This window comes from Knoellia sp. LjRoot47 (assembly GCF_964253435.1).
Lineage (GTDB): Bacteria > Actinomycetota > Actinomycetes > Actinomycetales > Dermatophilaceae > Knoellia.
Window position 1 is genome coordinate 308,885 of sequence record NZ_CAXUQS020000002.1, and the last position, 18,870, is coordinate 327,754.

16 protein-coding genes and 1 riboswitch are annotated in these 18,870 nt (G+C 72.2%); of the genes, 5 read left to right on the plus strand and 11 right to left on the minus strand.

From position 1 onward, the window contains the following. Position 1: 1 nt before the first annotated feature. Positions 2–1,798 (minus strand): peptidoglycan D,D-transpeptidase FtsI family protein, encoded by a 1,797-nt coding sequence (locus ACSQ11_RS16190; RefSeq protein ID WP_436007383.1) that lies wholly within the window; start codon positions 1,796–1,798, stop codon positions 2–4. Positions 1,799–2,060: 262 nt separating this feature from the next. On the opposite strand from ACSQ11_RS16190, the gene ACSQ11_RS16195 reads away from it, so the two are divergent. After that, complete coding sequence (locus ACSQ11_RS16195) at positions 2,061–2,282, plus strand: hypothetical protein (protein WP_436007385.1); 222 nt, start codon at positions 2,061–2,063, stop codon at positions 2,280–2,282. Positions 2,283–2,352: 70 nt separating this feature from the next. Here ACSQ11_RS16195 and ACSQ11_RS16200 read toward each other — a convergent pair whose 3' ends face one another. From ACSQ11_RS16200 to mraZ, 3 genes are all read right to left on the minus strand, one after another. Next, the gene (locus ACSQ11_RS16200; protein ID WP_436007387.1) at positions 2,353–3,069 is read right to left on the minus strand and encodes a hypothetical protein; all 717 of its coding nucleotides are present in this window, start codon (positions 3,067–3,069) and stop codon (positions 2,353–2,355) included. Next, positions 3,066–4,046 carry a 16S rRNA (cytosine(1402)-N(4))-methyltransferase RsmH gene (gene rsmH / locus ACSQ11_RS16205; RefSeq protein ID WP_436007389.1) on the minus strand — a complete coding sequence of 327 codons (981 nt, stop codon included), beginning with the start codon at positions 4,044–4,046 and terminating at the stop codon, positions 3,066–3,068. Before rsmH ends, ACSQ11_RS16200 begins: the two co-directional genes overlap by 4 nt. Before the next feature lie 201 nt (positions 4,047–4,247). Beyond that, positions 4,248–4,679 (minus strand): division/cell wall cluster transcriptional repressor MraZ, encoded by a 432-nt coding sequence (mraZ, locus tag ACSQ11_RS16210; RefSeq protein WP_436007517.1) that lies wholly within the window; start codon positions 4,677–4,679, stop codon positions 4,248–4,250. A 438-nt stretch (positions 4,680–5,117) separates the two neighbouring features. Between mraZ and ACSQ11_RS16215 the strand changes: the two genes are divergently transcribed. From ACSQ11_RS16215 to ACSQ11_RS16225, 3 genes are read left to right on the plus strand one after another with little or no spacing between them, the layout of a single operon-like run. Further along, positions 5,118–6,050 (plus strand): AAA family ATPase, encoded by a 933-nt coding sequence (locus tag ACSQ11_RS16215; protein WP_436007519.1) that lies wholly within the window; start codon positions 5,118–5,120, stop codon positions 6,048–6,050. Positions 6,051–6,059: 9 nt separating this feature from the next. Further along, entirely contained in the window at positions 6,060–7,322 is a 1,263-nt protein-coding gene (locus ACSQ11_RS16220; RefSeq protein ID WP_436007391.1) for a DUF58 domain-containing protein, read from the plus strand. Next, positions 7,319–9,628, plus strand: a complete 2,310-nt coding sequence (locus ACSQ11_RS16225; RefSeq protein ID WP_436007393.1) for a transglutaminase TgpA family protein — start codon at positions 7,319–7,321, stop codon at positions 9,626–9,628. Before ACSQ11_RS16220 ends, ACSQ11_RS16225 begins: the two co-directional genes overlap by 4 nt. 90 nt (positions 9,629–9,718) lie before the next feature. Here ACSQ11_RS16225 and ACSQ11_RS16230 read toward each other — a convergent pair whose 3' ends face one another. The 6 genes from ACSQ11_RS16230 to ACSQ11_RS16255 all read right to left on the minus strand — a co-directional run bounded on the left by ACSQ11_RS16230 (position 9,719) and on the right by ACSQ11_RS16255 (position 15,953). Beyond that, a complete protein-coding gene (locus ACSQ11_RS16230; protein WP_436007396.1) occupies positions 9,719–11,353 on the minus strand; it encodes an RNA polymerase sigma factor in 1,635 nt (544 codons plus the stop codon). Between the two features lie 214 nt (positions 11,354–11,567). Next, positions 11,568–11,942: a universal stress protein gene (locus ACSQ11_RS16235; RefSeq protein ID WP_436007398.1), complete on the minus strand. Its 375-nt coding sequence runs from the start codon at positions 11,940–11,942 to the stop codon at positions 11,568–11,570. A 165-nt stretch (positions 11,943–12,107) separates the two neighbouring features. Next, on the minus strand, positions 12,108–13,238 hold the full coding sequence (gene metX / locus ACSQ11_RS16240; RefSeq protein WP_436007400.1) for a homoserine O-acetyltransferase MetX: 1,131 nt from the start codon (positions 13,236–13,238) through the stop codon (positions 12,108–12,110). Positions 13,239–13,252: 14 nt separating this feature from the next. Then, a riboswitch (SAM riboswitch) is annotated at positions 13,253–13,362 on the minus strand. A gap of 64 nt (positions 13,363–13,426) precedes the next feature. Next, positions 13,427–14,680: a DUF4192 domain-containing protein gene (locus tag ACSQ11_RS16245; protein ID WP_436007402.1), complete on the minus strand. Its 1,254-nt coding sequence runs from the start codon at positions 14,678–14,680 to the stop codon at positions 13,427–13,429. Between the two features lie 94 nt (positions 14,681–14,774). Then, positions 14,775–15,200 carry a YkvA family protein gene (locus tag ACSQ11_RS16250; RefSeq protein WP_436007404.1) on the minus strand — a complete coding sequence of 142 codons (426 nt, stop codon included), beginning with the start codon at positions 15,198–15,200 and terminating at the stop codon, positions 14,775–14,777. 3 nt (positions 15,201–15,203) lie between these two features. Continuing rightward, positions 15,204–15,953 (minus strand): EcsC family protein, encoded by a 750-nt coding sequence (locus tag ACSQ11_RS16255; protein ID WP_436007406.1) that lies wholly within the window; start codon positions 15,951–15,953, stop codon positions 15,204–15,206. Positions 15,954–16,106: 153 nt separating this feature from the next. Here ACSQ11_RS16255 and ACSQ11_RS16260 point away from each other — a divergent pair, with 153 nt between their 5' ends. Next, positions 16,107–17,804, plus strand: a complete 1,698-nt coding sequence (locus ACSQ11_RS16260) for a DNA polymerase (RefSeq protein WP_436007408.1) — start codon at positions 16,107–16,109, stop codon at positions 17,802–17,804. 140 nt (positions 17,805–17,944) lie between these two features. Here ACSQ11_RS16260 and ACSQ11_RS16265 read toward each other — a convergent pair whose 3' ends face one another. Then, positions 17,945–18,853: a proteasome assembly chaperone family protein gene (locus ACSQ11_RS16265; protein WP_436007410.1), complete on the minus strand. Its 909-nt coding sequence runs from the start codon at positions 18,851–18,853 to the stop codon at positions 17,945–17,947. Positions 18,854–18,870 lie beyond the last annotated feature (17 nt).

Genomic DNA, 18,870 nt, shown 5'->3' on the forward strand with positions numbered 1-18,870 from the left:
ACTACTTGGCCCGGTGGCGTGCCTTGTCACGCAGCGTGTCCGGGTTGGACAGCGCCTGCTCGGGCGTGACCGAGAGCGTGATGGGTGCCGCGGACGTCCCCGTCGGAGGGACCTTGAGCTCCTGCAGCGCGTAGGTCATGACGTCGTGGAAGACGGGGGCGGCGACGGTGCCGCCGTAGATGCTGGCGCTGGGACGCTGGAGGATCACGGCGACGACGAGCTCGGGGTCGTCGGCCGGCGCGTAGCCGATGAAGCTCGCGGTCTTGCCGCTGTAGCGGCCGAGCCGGGCGTCGTAGAAGTCGGCGGTGCCGGTCTTGCCGGCGACGCGGTAGCCCGGGATCTGGGCCTGGGGCGCCGTGCCCTCCTTGGAGACGACGCCCTCGAGCATGGCGTTGACCTTGGCGGCGGTGTCCTGCGAGACGACGCGGGTGCCCGGCTTGGGCTCGACCTTGGTGAAGGTGCCGTTCTCGGCGGTCGTACCCTCGACGAGCGACGGCGTCATGCGCACACCCCCGTTCGCGATCGTCTGGTAGACCGACGCCGCCTGGATGGCCGTGACCGACAGGCCCTGCCCGAACATCACGGTCGAGCGCTGGGTGCCGTTCCACGTGCTGGCCGAGGCGAGCAGTCCGGCCGACTCCCCCGGGTAGCCCATGCCCGACTTCGAGCCGAGACCGAACTTGCGGTAGTACTCCTCGAGCTTCTTGGACGCGAGGGTCTCACCGATGAGGATCGTCCCGATGTTGCTCGACTCGGCGAGGGTGCCGGAGACGGTGCGATAGAGCGTGGGGTGGTCGTGGCTGTCCTTGAAGTTCGCGTCGAAGCGCTGCATCCGGTTGGGGATGATGACGGGCTGCCCGGGGGTGACCGTCTTCTCCTCGAGGGCCGCCGCCACCGTCATGACCTTGGCCGTCGAGCCGGGCTCGAAGACGTCGTTGAGGGCCTTGTTGACGAGGCTGCCCTTGGCGCTGGCGATGTCGTTGGGGTCGAACGTCGGGTAGGACGCCAGCGCGAGGACCTTCGACGTCTTGGCGTTCATGACCACCGCCGTGCCGGACTGCGCGCCCATCTTGGCCATCTGCTGCGCGAGGGCGTTCTGGGCGTACCACTGGATGTTGGAGTTGACCGTGAGCGTGACGTCCTGGCCGTCGTCGGCGGCCTTGCCGCCCTGGCGTCCGCCGGGGATCTTCGACCCGTCCGGCGCCTTCTCGAAGACGGAGTAGCCGGCCGTGCCCTTGAGGGCCTTGTCCATCATCGACTCGAGGCCGCCGCCGGCGGCGCCGTCGTTGGTCACGAAGCCCACGAGGGAGGCCGAGTTGGGTCCCTGCGGGTAGACGCGCTCGGGCACGGCCTCGGCCGAGTCGCGATAGATGCCGGGGATGCCGAGGTCGGCGACCTTGCGCCACGTCAGCGGGCTCACCTTGCGGTCGAGCACCTGGTAGCGGCCGGACCCACCGAGCCGGGGTCGCAGCTCGTCGACGCTGCGGCCGAGCAGCGGTGAGAGGGCCTTGGCCGCGAGGTCGACGGCGACACCGCTCGTCGCGGGGTCGCAGGTCTTGGTGCTCTTCTGCTTGTAGGTGCAGACCGCGGTGGGGTCGGCGACGACGGTCTCTCGGGCGCGGCTCGAGGCGAGCACGACGCCGTCGGAGGACGTGATCTTGCCGCGCAGGGCTGGGATGACGACCTTCTCGGTGCGCTGCTCGAGCGCCTGCGCCGCCACGGCGGACGAGTCGAACCCCTGGATGCGCAGCAGCTGCGCCGCGAAGATGCTGAAGACGAAGAGGACCGCGATGGTCATGCCCCGCATGCGACGACGGGGGTTGCCCGGCGAACGGGTGGCCCTGCGGCGCGCCGGCGGTCGGCGCGGCGGTCCGCCGCGACCGGACGACTTCGGCGTGGTCCCCCGCGACGTGGACGGGCGCTGGGACGCCGCGCGGGACGTCGCGGCACGGGAGCCGGCCGCACGGTTGGTGGCGGCGCGGCCGGCGCCACGCGCGGCACCGGCCGCGCGGGACGTGGCCGCGCGGGTCGTGGAAGCGCGACTCGTGGACCCTCGCGCCGTGGCGGGCTTGGCGGACGCCGCCGGGCGCTGGGGTGCCGAGCGCTGCGGTGCCGGGCGCTGGGCCGCAGGTCGCTGCGTCCGGGCGGCACCGGCGGCCGGCGGCTGGCGCTTCTTCGCCGGTCGGGCGGTGGGGCTCGCTGCCGGGCGGGCGGTGGGGCTCGCTGCCGGGCGGGCGGCGGGACGAGCCGCGGGGCGTGCGCTGGGGCGCGCGGCGGGCTGACGGGCGGACGGGCCGGACCCACCGGACCGCCGGGGCTCGCGCCCCTGGGGCGGAGGCGGGGTCCGGGGGGTCACGGCGTCGTCGTGGCGCTCGGCGCCGGGCTCGAGGTCGACGGGGAGCCCGACGAAGAGGGCGAGCTCGACGCGCTCGGCGAGGCCGATGCCGAGGGCGACGCGGACCGGCCGACGGACTCGGTCGACGTCGTCGTGCTGGTCTCGCCGGTGCGCGAGTCGACACTCGTCTTCGTCACCTCGATGCTGTCCCCCTTGACCGTCGTCACCGTCGTGGTCGTCACGGAGCCCACCGTCTTGACCGTGGTCTGGGGTGTGGTGGCCGGACGGGCTGCCGCGGCAGCCGAGCTGCCCTGTGTGGCCACCGTAAATTCCTTCTGCGCCGTTGCCCCCTGCGCCACGCCGAGGACCTTGCCATCACTGAGACGCAGGAAGGCTGCGGTTTCCGACGGGACCATCCCCATGTCGAGGGCGCGCTGGGCGAGGACCGACGGAGCGCTCTGGGCGTTGATGGCATGACCGAGCTCCTCCTCGGCGTCGGCGAGCTGGTTCGACTGGTCCTGGAGGTCGCCGAGGACGAACGAGCCCTTGGCCATGGCGGTGTTGAGCATGAGCACGCCGAGCAGGCCGGCGACCAGCAGCGCGAGGCAGGCCGCGACGAACGCCGGCTGCCCCTGCTGGGGCTGCTGCCGGACGACACGCAGCGGCTGCGGCTGCGGCTTGGTCGGCCGCGCCGGTGAGCGGTGGAGTGGACGTGCGGTGGCGGTGGTGGTCATCGCCGGGCCCCCTGGGTCGGTCGTGTGCGTTCTGCGACCCGCAGTCGCGCCGATGCGGATCGTGGGTTGGTGGACTGCTCCTCGGCGGGGGGCTCCTCGGCACCGCGCGTCAGGAGGCGGAGGTATGCCGCGTGCTCCGGGAGCTCGACCGGCATACCGGGAGGGGAGCTCGAGGTGGCACCGGCGGCGAGAGCACGCTTGGTGATCCGGTCCTCGAGCGAGTGGTAGGAGAGGACGGCGATGCGTCCACCGACGGCGAGGACGTCGATGGCACCGACGACGGCCCGCTGCCAGGCGCCGAGCTCGTCGTTGACCTCGATGCGCAGCGCTTGGAAGGTCCGCTTGGCCGGGTGCCCGCCGGTGCGCTGCGAGGCGGCCGGGACCGCGTCGCGCAGCAGGTCGACGAGACGGGCGGACCGGGTGAAGGGCTCGACCTCCCGCTCGCGGACGATCGCCGAGACGATGCGCTTGGCGAAGCGCTCCTCGCCGAAGTCGCGCAACACCCTGATGAGGTCGCCGGGTGCGTAGGTGTTGAGGACCTCGGCCGCGGTGATGCCGCTCCCCTGGTCCATCCGCATGTCGAGGGGCGCGTCCTGCGCGTAGGCGAAGCCGCGGTCGGCCTCGTCGAGCTGCAGCGAGGAGACGCCGAGGTCGAACAGGACGCCCTGCACCTGCGAGAGACCCGCGTCGGAGACGACGTCGGCGATCTCGTCGTAGACGGCGTGGACGCCGCGGAAGCGGTCGCCGAACCGGGCGAGCCGCTCACCGGCGAGCGCGAGCGCCTCCTCGTCACGGTCGATGCCGATGACGGTCGCCTCGGGGCAGCGCTCGAGGAAGGCCTCGGCATGCCCGCCCATGCCGAGGGTCCCGTCGACGAGCACCGATCCCGGCGCGGACAGGGCCGGGGCGAGGAGGTCGACGATGCGGTCGCGGAGTACGGGCACGTGCCGCTCGTGGGCGGCTCCCCGTGACTCCATGTGGTGCTCCTCGTCTGGCTCGGCGTGCGGTGGGTCTGGCTGGTTGCGGCGGTGGTGCGTGGTGGGTGTCTGCGTGGTGCTGGAGGTCGATCCCTGCGGTGATCCGGGGCCCCGGCCCCTGGTCCCCATCCGTCCGGGGCCCGGCACGGGGGAAGTCGTGTCGGGAACCGGTCGGCTGGAGGCCGGGAGCCGGGGCATGCGTCACATGAGTCCGGGGATGACCTCCTCGGACTGCTCGGAGTAGGCCTGCTCGGTGCTGGCGAGGTAGTCGTTCCACGCCTCGGTGTCCCAGACCTCGACGCGCGAGCCGGTGCCGATGACGGTGCAGTCGCGCGAGAGGCCGGCGTACTGGCGCAGGTGCGCAGGGATGGTGACGCGGCCCTGCTTGTCGGGGATCTCGTCGCTCGCACCGGAGAGGAAGACGCGGATGTAGTCGCGGACGGCGCGGTTGGTCGTCGGCGCCTCCTGCATCTGCTGGGTGACCTTCGTGAACTCGTCCATCGGGAAGACGTAGAGGCAGCGCTCCTGGCCGCGGGTCACGACGAGGCCGGTCGAGAGGCGCTCACGGAACTTCGCGGGGAGGAAGAGACGGCCCTTGTCGTCGAGGCGCGGCGTGTGGGTACCGAGGAACACCGCGCTCACCTCCCCATCCGTTTCGACCCGTGGGCGACACTTCTCTCCGGTATCCCCCACTTTACTCCACCTTTACTTGAAATCAAGTCGTTATGGGCGAGCGAACCCGGTTTTTACGCAGGTCAGAAGCGGTGGTGCAAAGTGGGGCAAGTTTCGAGCCGCGCACCTCACGAGGCCCATTTCCGCCCTCCCACCTGCCCGTATGCCGTCCGCCCCCGGCCCGTTCCCACCTGCACGTTCCCTGTGAACCGCGTTTTCGGGCACGAGGCCCTCCCCCGGTGGAGGAATGTGGGGCAAGATCGAAGGCCCCGACGGCGCACGGCCGTGGGAGCACTCATCACAGGAGTTCCGGTGCCGGCACACGACGAGGTCCACCAGACCCACGAGCACGTCCGCAGCGACCACGCGCCGCACACCGGGGCTGCGCTCGACCAGGTCCTGCAGGTCGCCAGCTCGCTGCAGAACGCGATGAACTCGGTCATCGAGGGCAAGCCCGCCGCGGTGCGCACCGCCGTCATCGCCCTGCTCGCCGAGGGCCACATCCTCATCGAGGACGTCCCGGGCGTCGGCAAGACGATGCTCGCCAAGACCCTGGCCCGCTGCATCGACGCCTCCGTGCGACGCGTGCAGTTCACGCCGGACCTGCTGCCGAGCGACATCACCGGCGTGAGCGTCTACAACCAGGACGTGCGTGACTTCGAGTTCCGGCCGGGCGCGATCTTCGCCAACGTCGTCGTCGGTGACGAGATCAACCGCGCCTCACCCAAGACGCAGTCGGCGCTGCTCGAGTCGATGGAGGAGGCGCAGGTCACCGTCGACGGCACGACCTATGCGCTGCCCCGCCCGTTCATGGTGCTCGCGACCCAGAACCCGATCGAGATGGAGGGGACCTACCCCCTCCCCGAAGCCCAGCGCGACCGCTTCATGGCGCGCATCTCGATGGGCTACCCGTCGGCCCGCAGCGAGCTCGACATGCTCGACCAGCACGGCGCCGGCTCCCCGCTCGACGACCTCCGCCCCGTCACCGACGCCACCACCGTCATCTCGATGATCGACGCCGTCCGTCGGGTGCACGCCTCGCAGGCGCTCAAGCAGTACGTCGTCGACGTCACCCAGGCCACCCGCACCAGCTCGGCCCTGCGCCTCGGTGCCTCCCCTCGCGCGAGCCTGCACCTGCTCCGCGCCAGCCGCGCGCACGCCGCCCTCGCCGGCCGGGACCACGTCCTGCCTGACGACGTGCAGTCGATGACCGCACCGGTGCTCGCGCACCGCCTCATGCTCACCGGCGAGAGCCAGCTCGCCCACCGCTCGGCCGCCGACGTCCTCGCCGACCTGCTGCAGCGCGTGCGCGTGCCGGCGCCCACGCGCTGAGGCAGCGACGTGCGTCGCTTCCGTGAGTCCCTCACGACTCGAGGTGCGGCCTTCCTCGCGTCGGGGATCGTCCTCGTGCTGTCCGGGCTGGCGCTCGGCCAGCACGACCTCAGCCGGATCGGGACGGCGCTGTGCGCGCTGCCGCTCCTCGCGGCGATGCTCGGCCGACGACACGATCTCGCCCTCGTGGTCGAGCGTGAGGCACACCCGTCACGGGTGACGATCGACGAGCCCGCCGTCGTCGGGATGACGATCTCCAACCCGTCGTCCGCACGCTCGCCCGTGCTCCTCGCGGAGGAGCACCTCGACTACTCGCTGGGCGACCGGCCGCGGTTCGTCGTCCCCGGACTTCCCGCTGGGGGCCGGACGCACGTGGAGTATGCCGTCCGCGCCCACGCGCGTGGCGCGCACCGTCTCGGCCCGCTGGGCGTCCGGGTCCAGGATCCGTTCGGCCTCACCCTGCGCCACACGTCGATCAGCAGCCACGACGAGCTGCTCGTGCTCCCCCGCGTCGTCACCCTCTCGGACGGTCGGGCGCTCGGCCGCGGCCTCGGCTCCGAGGGGTCGGTCCCCCACCGCGTCGCGCTGCACGGCGAGGACGACCAGTCCATCCGTGAGTACCGCGACGGCGACGACCTGCGACGCATCCACTGGCCCGCGACCGCTCGGACCGGCGAGCTCATGGTCCGCCAGGAGGACCGCCCGGCGAAGCGCCGCGCCGTCGTCCTGCTCGACACCCGCGCCCGGGCCCACGGAGGCACCGGACCATCCGGATCGCTGGAGTGGGCCGTGACGATGGCGGCGTCGGCGGTCAACCACCTGCTCGACACCGGCTTCGCCGTGCACCTCCTCACCCCGGACCCCGGCCAGGAGTCGGGCGTGCGCGAGGACGCCGACCTCGACGTCGCGCTCGAGACCCTGGCCCGCACCGTCGCCTCCGACGAGGCCGGCGTCGGCAGCATGCTCCACGCCGCGAGCGGTGCCACGGCGCAGGGCGGTCTCGTCGTCGCCGTCGTGGGCGCCATGGACGACGACTCCGCCCGCGCCCTCTCCTCGCTGCGCCAGCCCGGTGGCCCCGGGCTCGCGTTCGTCGTCGACGGGCAGTCCTTCGGGCGCGGCGACCAGCCTCGAGGTGGCGACCTCGACCCGAGGGCCACCACCGCAGCCCTCGCCGGTGCCGGCTGGGCCGCCCTGCCCGTCACCCCCGACGTCGGCGTGGGAGACGCCTGGGCCGCCGTCGCCGGGTCGCGGCGGATGGTGGGTGCGCGATGAACCGCGCCCGTCCGGTCGAGACCCTGCTCGCCGCCCTCGCGAGCTTCACCGTCGCCCTGCCGCTGCTCACCCTCTTCGACTCCAACGCCTGGGTGCGCCCGTCCCTGGTCGTCGTCGCCACGGTCGCGGTGGTCGGCCTCGTCCTGCGGTCGGTCACGGCCTCCCCGATCCGGGTCTTCGCGGCTCAGCTCGTCGCGGCGACCCTCGTCGTGTCGTGGCTGCACGGCCGCGGACACCTCTACTACGGGCTGCTCCCCGGCCCCGACACCATGCGGACGTTCGGCATCCTGCTCGGGGAGGCGCAGCGGACGGTCATGGCCTTCTCCGTCCCGGTCCCGACCGAGCGCGGGGTCGTCGTCGGGATCACCATGCTCGTCGGGCTCACCGCCCTGGCCACCGACACGATCGCGGTGACCCTGCGCCTGCCCGCGCTGTCAGGGCTCGGTCTCCTCACGGCATACCTCGTCTCCGCGACGAACTCGGGTGAGGGGCTGAGCTGGAAGTACTTCGTCCCGCCGATCGCGTTCTGGCTCGGGCTCGTCGCGAGCCAGGGCATCGCGAGCGTCCGGCGGTGGGGCACGGCCGTGCCGCGCACGTCCGACGGCCAGGAGCACGACCCCGTCCTCGGGGTCGCCGGGACGGCACGTCTGCTCGGCGCTGGCGCTCTCGCCCTCGCCGTCGTCCTGCCCATGGTCGTGCCGCACCTGCCGACGACCTACCTCGCCGAGGGGCTCGGTCGCACCGAGAACGGCGAGGGCGGCGGCAGCGTCCGGCTCAACACGACCCTGGACCTGCGCCGCTCGCTCGAGAGCCAGTCGCAGCAGCCGGTCATCGACTACACGACGTCGACCAGCACGCCCGTGCCGCTGCGGGTCGCGATCCTCACCGACTACCGGGGCGGCGAGTGGAGCACCGGCTTCGACGCCAACCGCGTCGTCACCAACGGGGTCGAGCCGATCGTCGGTTCGCAGGACGTCAAGCGCACCGACGTCGAGGTCAAGGTCACCGAGAACCGGCTCGAGGCACCGCAGATCGCGCTGCCCACTCCCCTGAGGTCGGTCGACCTCAACGGGGTGCCCCTGCGGCGCAACTTCGTCGGGGGCTACGAGGTCGACCGCTCGCGCGGCGACTACTCCGCGACCTACAGCGAGGTCGCTCCGGTCGAGGCCGACTTCTCCGGTGACGGTCCCGCGCCCGCCGGCTCCGACCAAGGCATCTACACCGAGGTCGGGGGCGAGGGCATCCTGCGCCTCAGCGAGCTCGTCGACTCGGTCGTGCCCAGCGACGCCACCCCGCTCGAGACGGCCCGGCTGCTCCAGGCACACTTCCGCAGCAGCCAGTACACCTACTCGCTCCAGCTTCCGACCCCGACCGACCCGGTGTCGGGGCGAACGATGATGTCGGACCCCCTGTCGAACTTCCTCGTGTCGCGCACCGGCTACTGCGTCCAGTTCGCGTCGGCGTTCGTCATGGCGGCTCGGCTCAAGGGGATCCCGGCCCGGATGGCGATCGGCTTCCTGCCGGGCACCTTCGCCAACGGCGGCTACACGGTGCGCGCCGCGGACGCCCACGCCTGGCCCGAGCTGTGGTTCCCCGACCTCGGCTGGACGCGGTTCGAGCCGACGCCGGGCGTGCGCGCCGGGTCGGCACCGGTCTACAGCCTCATCCCCACCCAGGCCGACCCCACCACGAGCCCGACGGCGAGCGCGACGACCTCGGCGCCGGCACCGACGGCCAGCGAACGCCCGGACAGCGACCTCGGCGCCGTCAACGACCAGACGTCCTCGCTGCCCGGTCCGCTGAGCTGGGTGCGCGACCACCTCCTCGCCGTGGGCCTCACCCTCGGTGTGCTGCTCGCGCTGCTGCTCCTGCCCGTCGCGGCCTGGGTCCGCCGACGACGTCTGAGGCTCGACGCTCGCGACGACGCCGAGCGGGTCGAGGCCGAGTGGGCCTCACTCATCTCCCGGCTCGGAGACATCGGCATCGCGCCACCGGCCGGCAGCACTCCCCGTCAGGCCGGGGCCCGGCTCACCTCCGACGCGATCCTCACCGGTGACTCCAAGGCCGCCATGGGACGCATCGTCGACACCGTCGAGCGGGCCCGCTACGCCCCACCCCACACACCCGTCGGCGACGTCGGCGACGACGCCCGGGCCGTGTGGAAGGCCGCCGTCTCGGCGCGCCAGCGCAGCGACCGGGCGCGCGCCTACCTCGTCCCCGGTGACGGGGTCCGGCAGTGGAACGACGCCAAGGACGCGGCTCTGGACTGGCCCCGCCAGGCGTGGGCACGCGTGCGCCGCCGCTGATCTCGCCGGGTCGCCTCCACGGAGGCGGCCACGACGCACGTATGCCGTGTGCCCGAGGCCGGCATACGTCGTGCGTGTGGTGCGGCTCGCTCAGTCGAGGTAGTCGCGCAGGGCCTGCGAACGGCTCGGGTGGCGGAGCTTGCTCATCGTCTTGGACTCGATCTGGCGGATCCGCTCACGGGTCACGCCGTAGACCTTGCCGATCTCGTCGAGCGTCTTGGGCTGGCCGTCGGTGAGACCGAAGCGCATCGAGACCACACCGGCCTCGCGCTCGGAGAGCGTGTCGAGCACCGAGTGCAGCTGCTCCTGCAGGAGCGTGAAGCTCACGGCGTCGGCCGGGACGACCGCCTCGGAGTCCTCGATGAGGTCACCGAACTCGCTGTCGCCGTCCTCGCCGAGCGGGGTGTGCAGCGAGATCGGCTCACGGCCGTACTTCTGCACCTCGACGACCTTCTCGGGCGTCATGTCGAGCTCGAGCGCGAGCTCCTCGGGGGTGGGCTCACGGCCCAGGTCCTGGAGCATCTGGCGCTGGACACGGGCCAGCTTGTTGATGACCTCGACCATGTGGACCGGGATGCGGATGGTGCGCGCCTGGTCGGCCATGGCGCGGGTGATGGCCTGACGGATCCACCACGTCGCGTAGGTCGAGAACTTGTAGCCCTTGGTGTAGTCGAACTTCTCGACCGCACGGATGAGGCCGAGGTTGCCCTCCTGGATGAGGTCGAGGAAGAGCATCCCGCGACCGGTGTAGCGCTTGGCCAGCGAGACGACGAGGCGCAGGTTGGCCTCGAGCAGGTGGTTCTTGGCGTTCTTGCCGTCCTGGGCGATCCACCAGAGCTCACGCTTGAGCTTCATGTCGATCTTGTCGCCGGAGTTGAGGCGCTCCTCGCTGAATAGGCCGGCCTCGATGCGCTTGGCGAGCTCGACCTCCTGCTCGGCGTTGAGGAGGGCGACCTTGCCGATCTGCTTGAGGTAGTCCTTGACCGGGTCGGCCGTCGCGCCAGCGGTGACGACCTGCTGGACGGGGGCGTCCTCCTCGTCGTCGTCGCGCAGGACGAAGCCACCGGCGGTCTCGGGGACGGCGTCGGCCTTGGCCTTGTCGTCGCCCTCGCCGTCTTCGGTGTCGTCGTCGGAGTCGGTGGCGCCGGCCGTCGTGGGGGCGTCAGCCTCCTCGACCACCTTGGCCAGCTCGGCCTCGTCGACCTCTTCGGTCTCGACCTCCTCGCCGTCGGCGGCCTTCTTGGCGGCGGCCTTCTTGGCGGCGGCCTTCTTGGTGGCGGGAGCCTTGGCGGCGGCCTTCTTGGCCGGAGCCGCAGCGGCCGCGGCAGCCTTCTTGGTCGTGGCGGCCTTGGCCGCGGTCTTCTTGGCCGGGGCCTCGTCGGCAGTCTTGGCCGCAGCCTTCTTGGCCGGCGCGGCCTTCTTGGCGGGCGCCGCCTTCTTGGCCGGTGCGGCCTTCTTGGTGCTCGCGGACGTCGTCTTCTTGGCGCTGGCCTTGGTGGCGGCCACGGCGCGCTCGGGCGTGATCATGACGACCTCGATGCCCTGGCCCGCGAGTGCCTTGAGGACGACGCGACCCCGGTTGGCGCGCACGCCGGCGGCGACGATGGCCTGGGACACCTGCTCACCGGTCACCTGGCCGGACGTGCGACCCGTGCGGACGAGGTCCTGCAGGGCGGGGTGACTGAACTCGGCGGGGAGGGGCGTCTCGGAGGCGTTCGTGGACACAGGCGACACCGACAACCTTTCGTTCACGGGGAGCACGGTGGTGCTCACGCTCGGGCGGAGCACGGACCGGCTGGTCTGTTTGGTGCACCTTCTGACGTGATCCGCAGGGGTGAGGATCGGCCGTTGCTCGAAGGGTGCATCACCATTATAAATCGCCGCGACCCCCCAGCCCTATTCCAGGGGGTCGCAGCGCGTTGCCGAAGGAGGTGCCGGGTCAGCTCTTGACGGCCAGGACGGGGCAGGGTGCGTCGAGCAGGATGCGCTGCGCGTTGGAGCCGAGGATGAGCTTGCCGACGGGGGTCCGGCGCCGCAGACCGATGACGATGAGGTCGGCCTTGATCTCCTCGGCGACGGCGATGAGGTCCTCGGCCGGCTCGTTGCCCCGGATGAGCTGGCGGACCGTGACGCCCACACCCTTGGCCTTGAGCTCGTCGCCGAGGCGGTCGAGCTCCTCCGAGTCGTCGCCGGCGCCGTCACGACCCGAGTTGATGACGACGAGGTCGGTCTTGCGCAGGAGTGCTTCCTCACCGGCACGCGCCAACGCGGCTGCGCCTTCCTTGGTCGGGATGTATCCCACGACGATCGCCACGAGTGTCTCCTTCTGGTCAGCAGAGCAGCCGGATGGCCCTTGGCTGGACGCTACCGGAGTTTGTGACGCAGGACACGGAAGCCCGGGCTGCCGGATCTGCGGTCAGGCACGCGTCGTCGCGCGGCCACGTCGAGTGAGGGCCCGGCCACGTCTCGTGGCGCCGGCTCAGGTCCGGTCGGCGAGCGCCTCGCGGATGATCGCGCCCACCTGCTCGATCTCGATGAGGAACCCGTCGTGTCCGAACCTCGACGCGATGTGCCGCAGAGTCGTCCCCGGACGCAGCGCGGCGATCTCGTCGGAGAGCCGCTCGGGATAGAGCCGGTCGGTGTCGACCCCCGCCACGACGAGCCGGCCCTCGAAGGCCGCGAGCGCCGACGCGACCCCACCGCGGCCCCGGCCGACGTCGTGGCTGTTCATCGCCTCGCTGAGGACGAGGTAGGAGTTCGCGTCGAACCTGCGACCGAGCTTGCCTGCGTGGTGGTCGAGGTAGGACTCGACCGCGAACCGTCCACCACGGTCCAGCGGCTCCTCCCCCGCCTGGGCCTCGCGCCCGAAGCGCTCGGCCAGCTCACCCTCGTGGCGGTAGGTCACGTGCGCGATCCGCCGCGCGATCCCGAGGCCGTCGCTCGGCACGACGCCGTGCTCGTAGTAGTCGCCGTCGTGGAAGGCCGGGTCGCTGCGGATGGCGAGCAGCTGCGGCTGGCACCAGGCGATCTGGTCGGCCGTCGCGTATGCCGTCGACGCGAGCACGATGCACGTCGCGACCCGCTCCGGGTGGGAGGTCGCCCACTCGATCGCGCGCATCCCACCCATGGAGCCGCCGAGGACCCCGGCCCAGGTCGTGATGCCGAGACGGTCGGCGAGCAGCGCCTCGACGGCCACCTGGTCGCGGATGGTGACGGAGGGGAACCGGCCTCCCCACGGTCGCCCGTCCGACGCGTCGCTCGACGGGCCGGTGGTCCCCTGGCACCCGCCGAGGACGTTGCTCGAGACGACGAAGAACCGGTCGGTGTCGAGCGGTCGCCCCGGACCGATGAGCCCGTCCCACCAGCCTGGGGTCGGGTGACCCGCCCTCGGGGGGCCCTCGACGTGGGAGTCGCCGGTGAGCGCGTGCTCGACGAGGACGGCGTTGTCGCGGGCCGCGTTGAGGGTGCCCCAGGTTTCGTAGGCCACGGTGACGTCCGGCAGCGTGCCGCCGCGCTCGAGGGCGACCGGGCCGAGAGCAGCGAACTGCCGCTCGCCGGGGTCGTCGCCCGGGCGCCAGAACGACGTCGTCGGGAGGTCGGTGATGGTCATCGGAGGTGCTCCTCGGATCGCGCTTGCCCGCCGGTGCCGACGGGCCGTGTCTTCACCCGGGGCACCCCACCGCGAGGAGGGTTGCCGCCCAGCAAGCCGGGGCTTGTCGCTGGGACTCATGACCTTGGGGCGAGTCTAGGTCCGCGTCGCCCGCTCCCGGCAGGCCTGTCCGCACCGTGGATGCGCCCTCAGGCGGCGACGTCGGGCCACCGGTGCCGAGGTCGCATCTGGTGCTGGACCATCTGCGAGAGATAGCCCGCGAGCATGTAGTCGGGGTGGACGCGCAGCGCCCGCTCGACGGCGTCGCCGGCCGTGGCGCCGTTGCCCACTCCCCAGGCGACGCAGCCCGCCACCGTGCTCATCGCCGCCGCCTCGACGGCGAACTCGTCGGGGACGCGCGTGGCGAGGTGCAGCACCCGCCGGAGCACCACCTCGGACTGCTCCGACGTGGTGGTCGGACCAGCGGGCACGTGCTCGACGAGGAGGGCCCGGGAGGTCTCGTCGACGAGGTCGAGCGGGAACATCACCGGTGACATCCACGCGACGAGCGAGTCGCGCCAGTCCTTGTCCGCGAGCGAGTGCGCCATGCGGGCCACTGCGTCGTCGGACACGGTGAAGGAGTCACCGCGCTCCCCGACCGGGGCCAGGACGTGCGCCCACAGATCCGGAACCCGGTCGAGCTCGCGCAGGCGTGCTCGGATGCGGGACAGTGCCTCGCCCAGCGAGGCCTCTCGCGCGGCGCGCTCCTCGTCGTCCTCCTCGTCACCGGTGTCAGGGCTCCACGAGTCGCACCAGTCGCACCCGGACCGGCACGCCCCGTCGCACCCCTCGTCGTCGTGCACCCCCGCCGGGACGACGCCCTCCGGGTCGACCTCGTCGCAGAACTGCTCCCAGAGGTCGGCCAGGACGTCACCGACTCCACGGCTCAGTGCAGGGTCCTCGGCCACGAGAGCACTCACCTCGTCGCGGCTCGCCAGCGGCGCGCTCCCGCGCGCGATGAACTCGGCGACGGCCGGCACCGTGGCCTCGTCCGGCAGCGGGTGACCGTCGAGGTGCTCGGCGAGGAGTCCGTCGAGCTCGTCCCCGGGCCGGCAGCACCACCCCCACCACCGTCCGTCGCGCACGACGACGTGGTCGATGATGCCGACGCCTGCGGCGACCAGTCCGGCGTGAAGGGCACGCAGCAGCGACCGCGACTCCCCCGGCACCGTGTCGTGGCCGACGAGCATGGCCGCCTGCGGGCCGACCCGTCGCAGGCTCTCGAGAAGGTGCTCGGCCGTCGGGCCGACGTCCTTCTCGGGCGGGATGTCGATGCGCGCGACGGGTCCCAGGATCCGGTCGGTCACCATGATGATGGCGACGCACTGCTCCGGCCGGTGCCCGAGCTGGTGCGGCAGCAGGGCCAGCAGCTCTTCGGTGGTGGAGATCTTCACTGAGGTCATGACCCCAGCGTCAGGACGTGTCGGGCAGCCCGGGAAGGGTCAGGTCACGCGCCTGTGGACGGCGGACGGCATACGGGACGCCTGTGGACGATGCTCACGCACGAGGTGGGACGGAACCGCCACGCACCGCGTCGTCGACGACCACGCCCGGTACGGGATCGGCGCCGGCGCCATGGCCGGTGCCACGACCGGTCCGGCGCTCCCACTCGAGGAACGCCTCGGTCTCGGTGACGAGCTGGGCGGCCAGCCACGAGCCCACGACCGCGTCGTCGGCCAGCCCGAAGGCCCCCAGCAGCGCCTCGGGCAGGAGGTCGACCGGGGAGACGAGGTAGCCCGCGGCGCCCGCGATCATGAGCAGCCGACCCACGGAGGTGCCGGTGTACTCACCCGAGCGCACCGCCCTGACCAGCCGCGGCACCGCCTGGGCGCGCTCGACCATCGACGGTCCGCCGGGACGCGTGGCGATGCGGATCGCCGTGGCGAGGCTCTTGAACGTCGTGACCTTGGAGGCCATCGCCATGGGTCAGCCCCTCGCGATCTGCGCCGTCGCCGTGGGGAACTCACGACGCGCGTTGTCCGAGATCCGCTTGAGCAGCCAGCCGTCGAGCCCGGCGCCGACGACACCGCCGACGAGCGGGACGTTGCGGCCGAAGCGCGAGAACGTCTTCTTGCCGGCGGTCGAGAGCAGCCGGAACCCGATCGCCTTGTTGACGACCATGAGGGCCGGGCCGGGCAGGCGCTGGGCCGCGAGGTTGGTGAGGCGACCGGTGGGCGCGACCATGCCGGCCTTGGCCAGAAGGTCGTCGGCGTCGGCGCCCACGAGCGTGAGCAGGACGGCCGTGCGGATCTGCGGCTGGGCGATGTCGTGGCCGCGCACCTGCGCGATGGCGCCGGTCATGCGCGTGGCGATGAGGTAGAAGCCGAGGACGTTGGCCGGCAGCGAGACCGGGAGGGTGATGAACCCACCGAGGCTCGTGACGAACCCGCCTGCGGCCGCGAGCTTGAGGTGGCTCTTGACGATGTCGTCGACGGCCGCGTCGGCGTTGCCGCCGTTCTTCTTGAGTGCGGCGGCCGCGACCTTGGCCGCGGAGTCGAACGGACCCTTGCCGTCGATGCCGGTGTCGAGGAGGTTCTCGACCATCTTGGTCGCGGAGTTGCCGACGAAGCCTTGGTCCTTGGGCGCCTCCTGGGCCTGCTCGAGCGCGGACTTGGTCTGCGCGATCCGGTCCTTGGCGTCCTTGGCATCGTCCTTGCCGAGTCCGAAGAGTCCCACTGATGACCTCCTGTGGCGCCCGGGTCGCCCCGGTGCCGTTGCGAAGCTGTCTCGTCGCTGCCGCGACGCTGCTGTCCGCACCGATCCTGCCACGTCAGGGCGGGTATGCCGCTCGCGCGCGGAGGTGTCCTGGCCCTCACCTAGGCTTCGCCCATGCCCCCTCCCGGCGGCCCCGCCGACCTCGTCGCCGCTGTCGTCCACGGTGGCCGCGCCGCCCTCGTCGGCGACGGTGTGCGGCACGTGGGCTCCGTCGCGGACGTGGCTCGCGAGATGGCCGGGATCGAGTCCGCCTCAAGGCCGCGGTGGGTCTGGTGGTCCGCCCGGTATGCCGGTGAGCTGGCCTCCGCTCTCGGCTCACCGATCGCCCGGGCCTGGGACCTCGCCGAGGCCCACCGCATCCTCCACGGCGGCTGGAACGCCGAGCCCGGCCGCGTCTGGGCGGGAGCACACGGCATACCCCTGTCGACGATGCCGGCGCCGTCGGCAGGCGACCTGTTCGACTTCTCCGCAGGTGACGAGGTGGGGCCGGACGAGCTCGTCCGGCCCGACGGCCACCTGCGCGCCGACGCCGCCTCGGGGTGGCTGGAGAGCGACGACCGCCTGCTGCGCTGGGCCGAGGCTGCGCTCGAGTGCGCTGTGCGGCAGCGGGATCGGGCCGAGTCGCTGCGGGCACGGACGGTCGGCACGATCCACTCGGAGTCGGCGGCGGCGCTCATGTGCCTCGAGCTCGAGTGGGGTGGCCTGCCGGTCGACCGGGTCGTCATGGAGCGGCTCATCGGGGAGTTCGCCGGACCGCGGGCGGCGTCGGAGGAGGCCGCGGCGGCCGCCCGCCACGAGCGCGACGCCGAGGTCCTGCGCCACGTGCCCGGCCGCGAGTCGACCGACCTACGCAACCCGCAGCAGGTGCGCGACATGCTCGCGGCCGTCGGCGTCGACGTGCCCAACACCCGCAAGTGGGTGCTCGACGCCTACCGCCAGGTCCACCCCGTCGTCGACGCGCTGCTCACGTGGCGCAAGGCCGAGCGGATCGCGACGACCTACGGCTACCGGTGGCTCGACGAGTGCGTCGGGCCGGACGACCGGTTGCGGGGAGGGTGGTCGGCCTGTGACGGCGCGGCCGGGCGGATGACCGCCGAGAACGGCCTGCACAACCTGCCCGCCGCCCTGCGCTCCGGCGTGGCCGCGCACCCGGGGCACGTGTTCGTCAGAGCCGACCTAGGGCAGATCGAGCCGCGGGTGCTCGCCGTGGTCTCCGGTGACCCCGTGTTCGCCGAGGCCACCCGCGCCGACGACCTCTATGCGCCGGTCGCGGCCCGCCTCGGGGTGGAGCGTCCGGTGGCCAAGGTCGCGGTGCTGGCGGCGATGTACGGCCAACGCAGCGGCGCCGCCGGTGAGGCGCTGCGCGGGCTCGAGCGGGCCTACCCGGTGGCGATGGGGCTGCTCGACCGGGCCTACGAGAGCGGGGTGCGTGGGGAGCCGTTGCGGACGTTCGGTGGGCGGCTCATCCCCACGGGCCGCTTCCTCGCCCAGTCCCCCGTCGGCACCAACCCGGCCCTCGACGCGGCGCGGGGACGGTTCGCCCGCAACGCGATCATCCAGGGCGCTGCCGCCGAGCTCTTCAAGGCGTGGGCGGCGACGGTGCGCGCACTCGGCGGGCCACTCGGTGCCCAGATCGTGCTGTGCCTGCACGACGAACTGCTCGTGCACGCCCCGATCGAGCGGGCCGACGAGGTGGCCGCCCTCGTCGACCAGGCGCTGGCCGACGCGTCACGCCGGTGGGCGGCCGGGGCGCCGGTGCGCTTCGTCGCCGACACCTCGGTCATCTCCCGCTGGTCCGACGCCAAGGACTGACGCGCCGGGCCAGACGCCAGACCCGACGCACAGCCGGTTGTCGCCGCCGTCCTGCGTCGTCGCCAGCAGATCAGCCCGCGACAGCGCGAGGTGGCCCCGACAACGGCACCGGAGCGGCCGGCATACCCCTGGAGGGACGGTCAGTCGTCGCTGACGTTGCGGAGGAACTCCTCGATGTCGGCACCGAGCTCGTCGGCCGACGGGAGGTCCTCGGCCTCGGTCGCGAGCAGGCTGGGGCGCTCCTGGCCCTCGACGAACGCGTCGTACTGCTGCTCGAGGGCGCTGACGATCTGACCGGCCTCGGCGTTGTCGTCGAGCTCGGCCGCGATCTCGCGGTTGTTGACCCCGGCCTTGGCGACGAGCTCGTCGTTGGGCAGGTTGAGCCCGGTGGCGTCGGTGATCGCGTTGAGCGCGGCGAGGGCACCCTCGGCCCACTCGGCCTGGGCGAGGTACTGCGGCACGTGGATCGCGAACCCGAGCGCGTCGCGACCGGCCTCACCGAGACGCAGCTCGAGCAGCGCCGGGAAGCTCGCGGGCACCTGCACCTGGCCGAACGGCGACTCCTTGTCACCGACGAGGCGCGGGTCCGTGGCGTGCGCGGTCATCCCGACGGGACGCGTGTGCGGGACACCCATGGGGATGCCGTGGCTCGTGACGACGAGAGTGATCCCGAGGATCTGGATGAGCTGGCGGATCGCCTCGATCGTCCGCTCCCACTGGAAGTCCGGCTCGGGACCCGTGAGCAGGTAGTAGGTCTGGCCGTCGCGGTCGCTCATGCGGTAGAGCACCATCGACGGGTCGGCGTAGCTCTCCCAGCGGTTGGTGTCGAACACCATCGCCGGGCGGCGTCCGCGGTAGTCGAGCAGCGCGTCGACGTCGAACGTCGCGACGACCTCCGCGTGGGAGGTGTCGACGAGGTGGGTGCCGAGGATGCGCTGGATGTTGCCGGCGTCGATGAAGGCACCGAGGAGCACGATGAGTGCGCCCGGCTGCCGGGTCGGCGGCTGGACATCGATCTCGAAGCGGTAGAGGTCAGACGGGTTCTGCACGGGAACAGCCTCTCAGG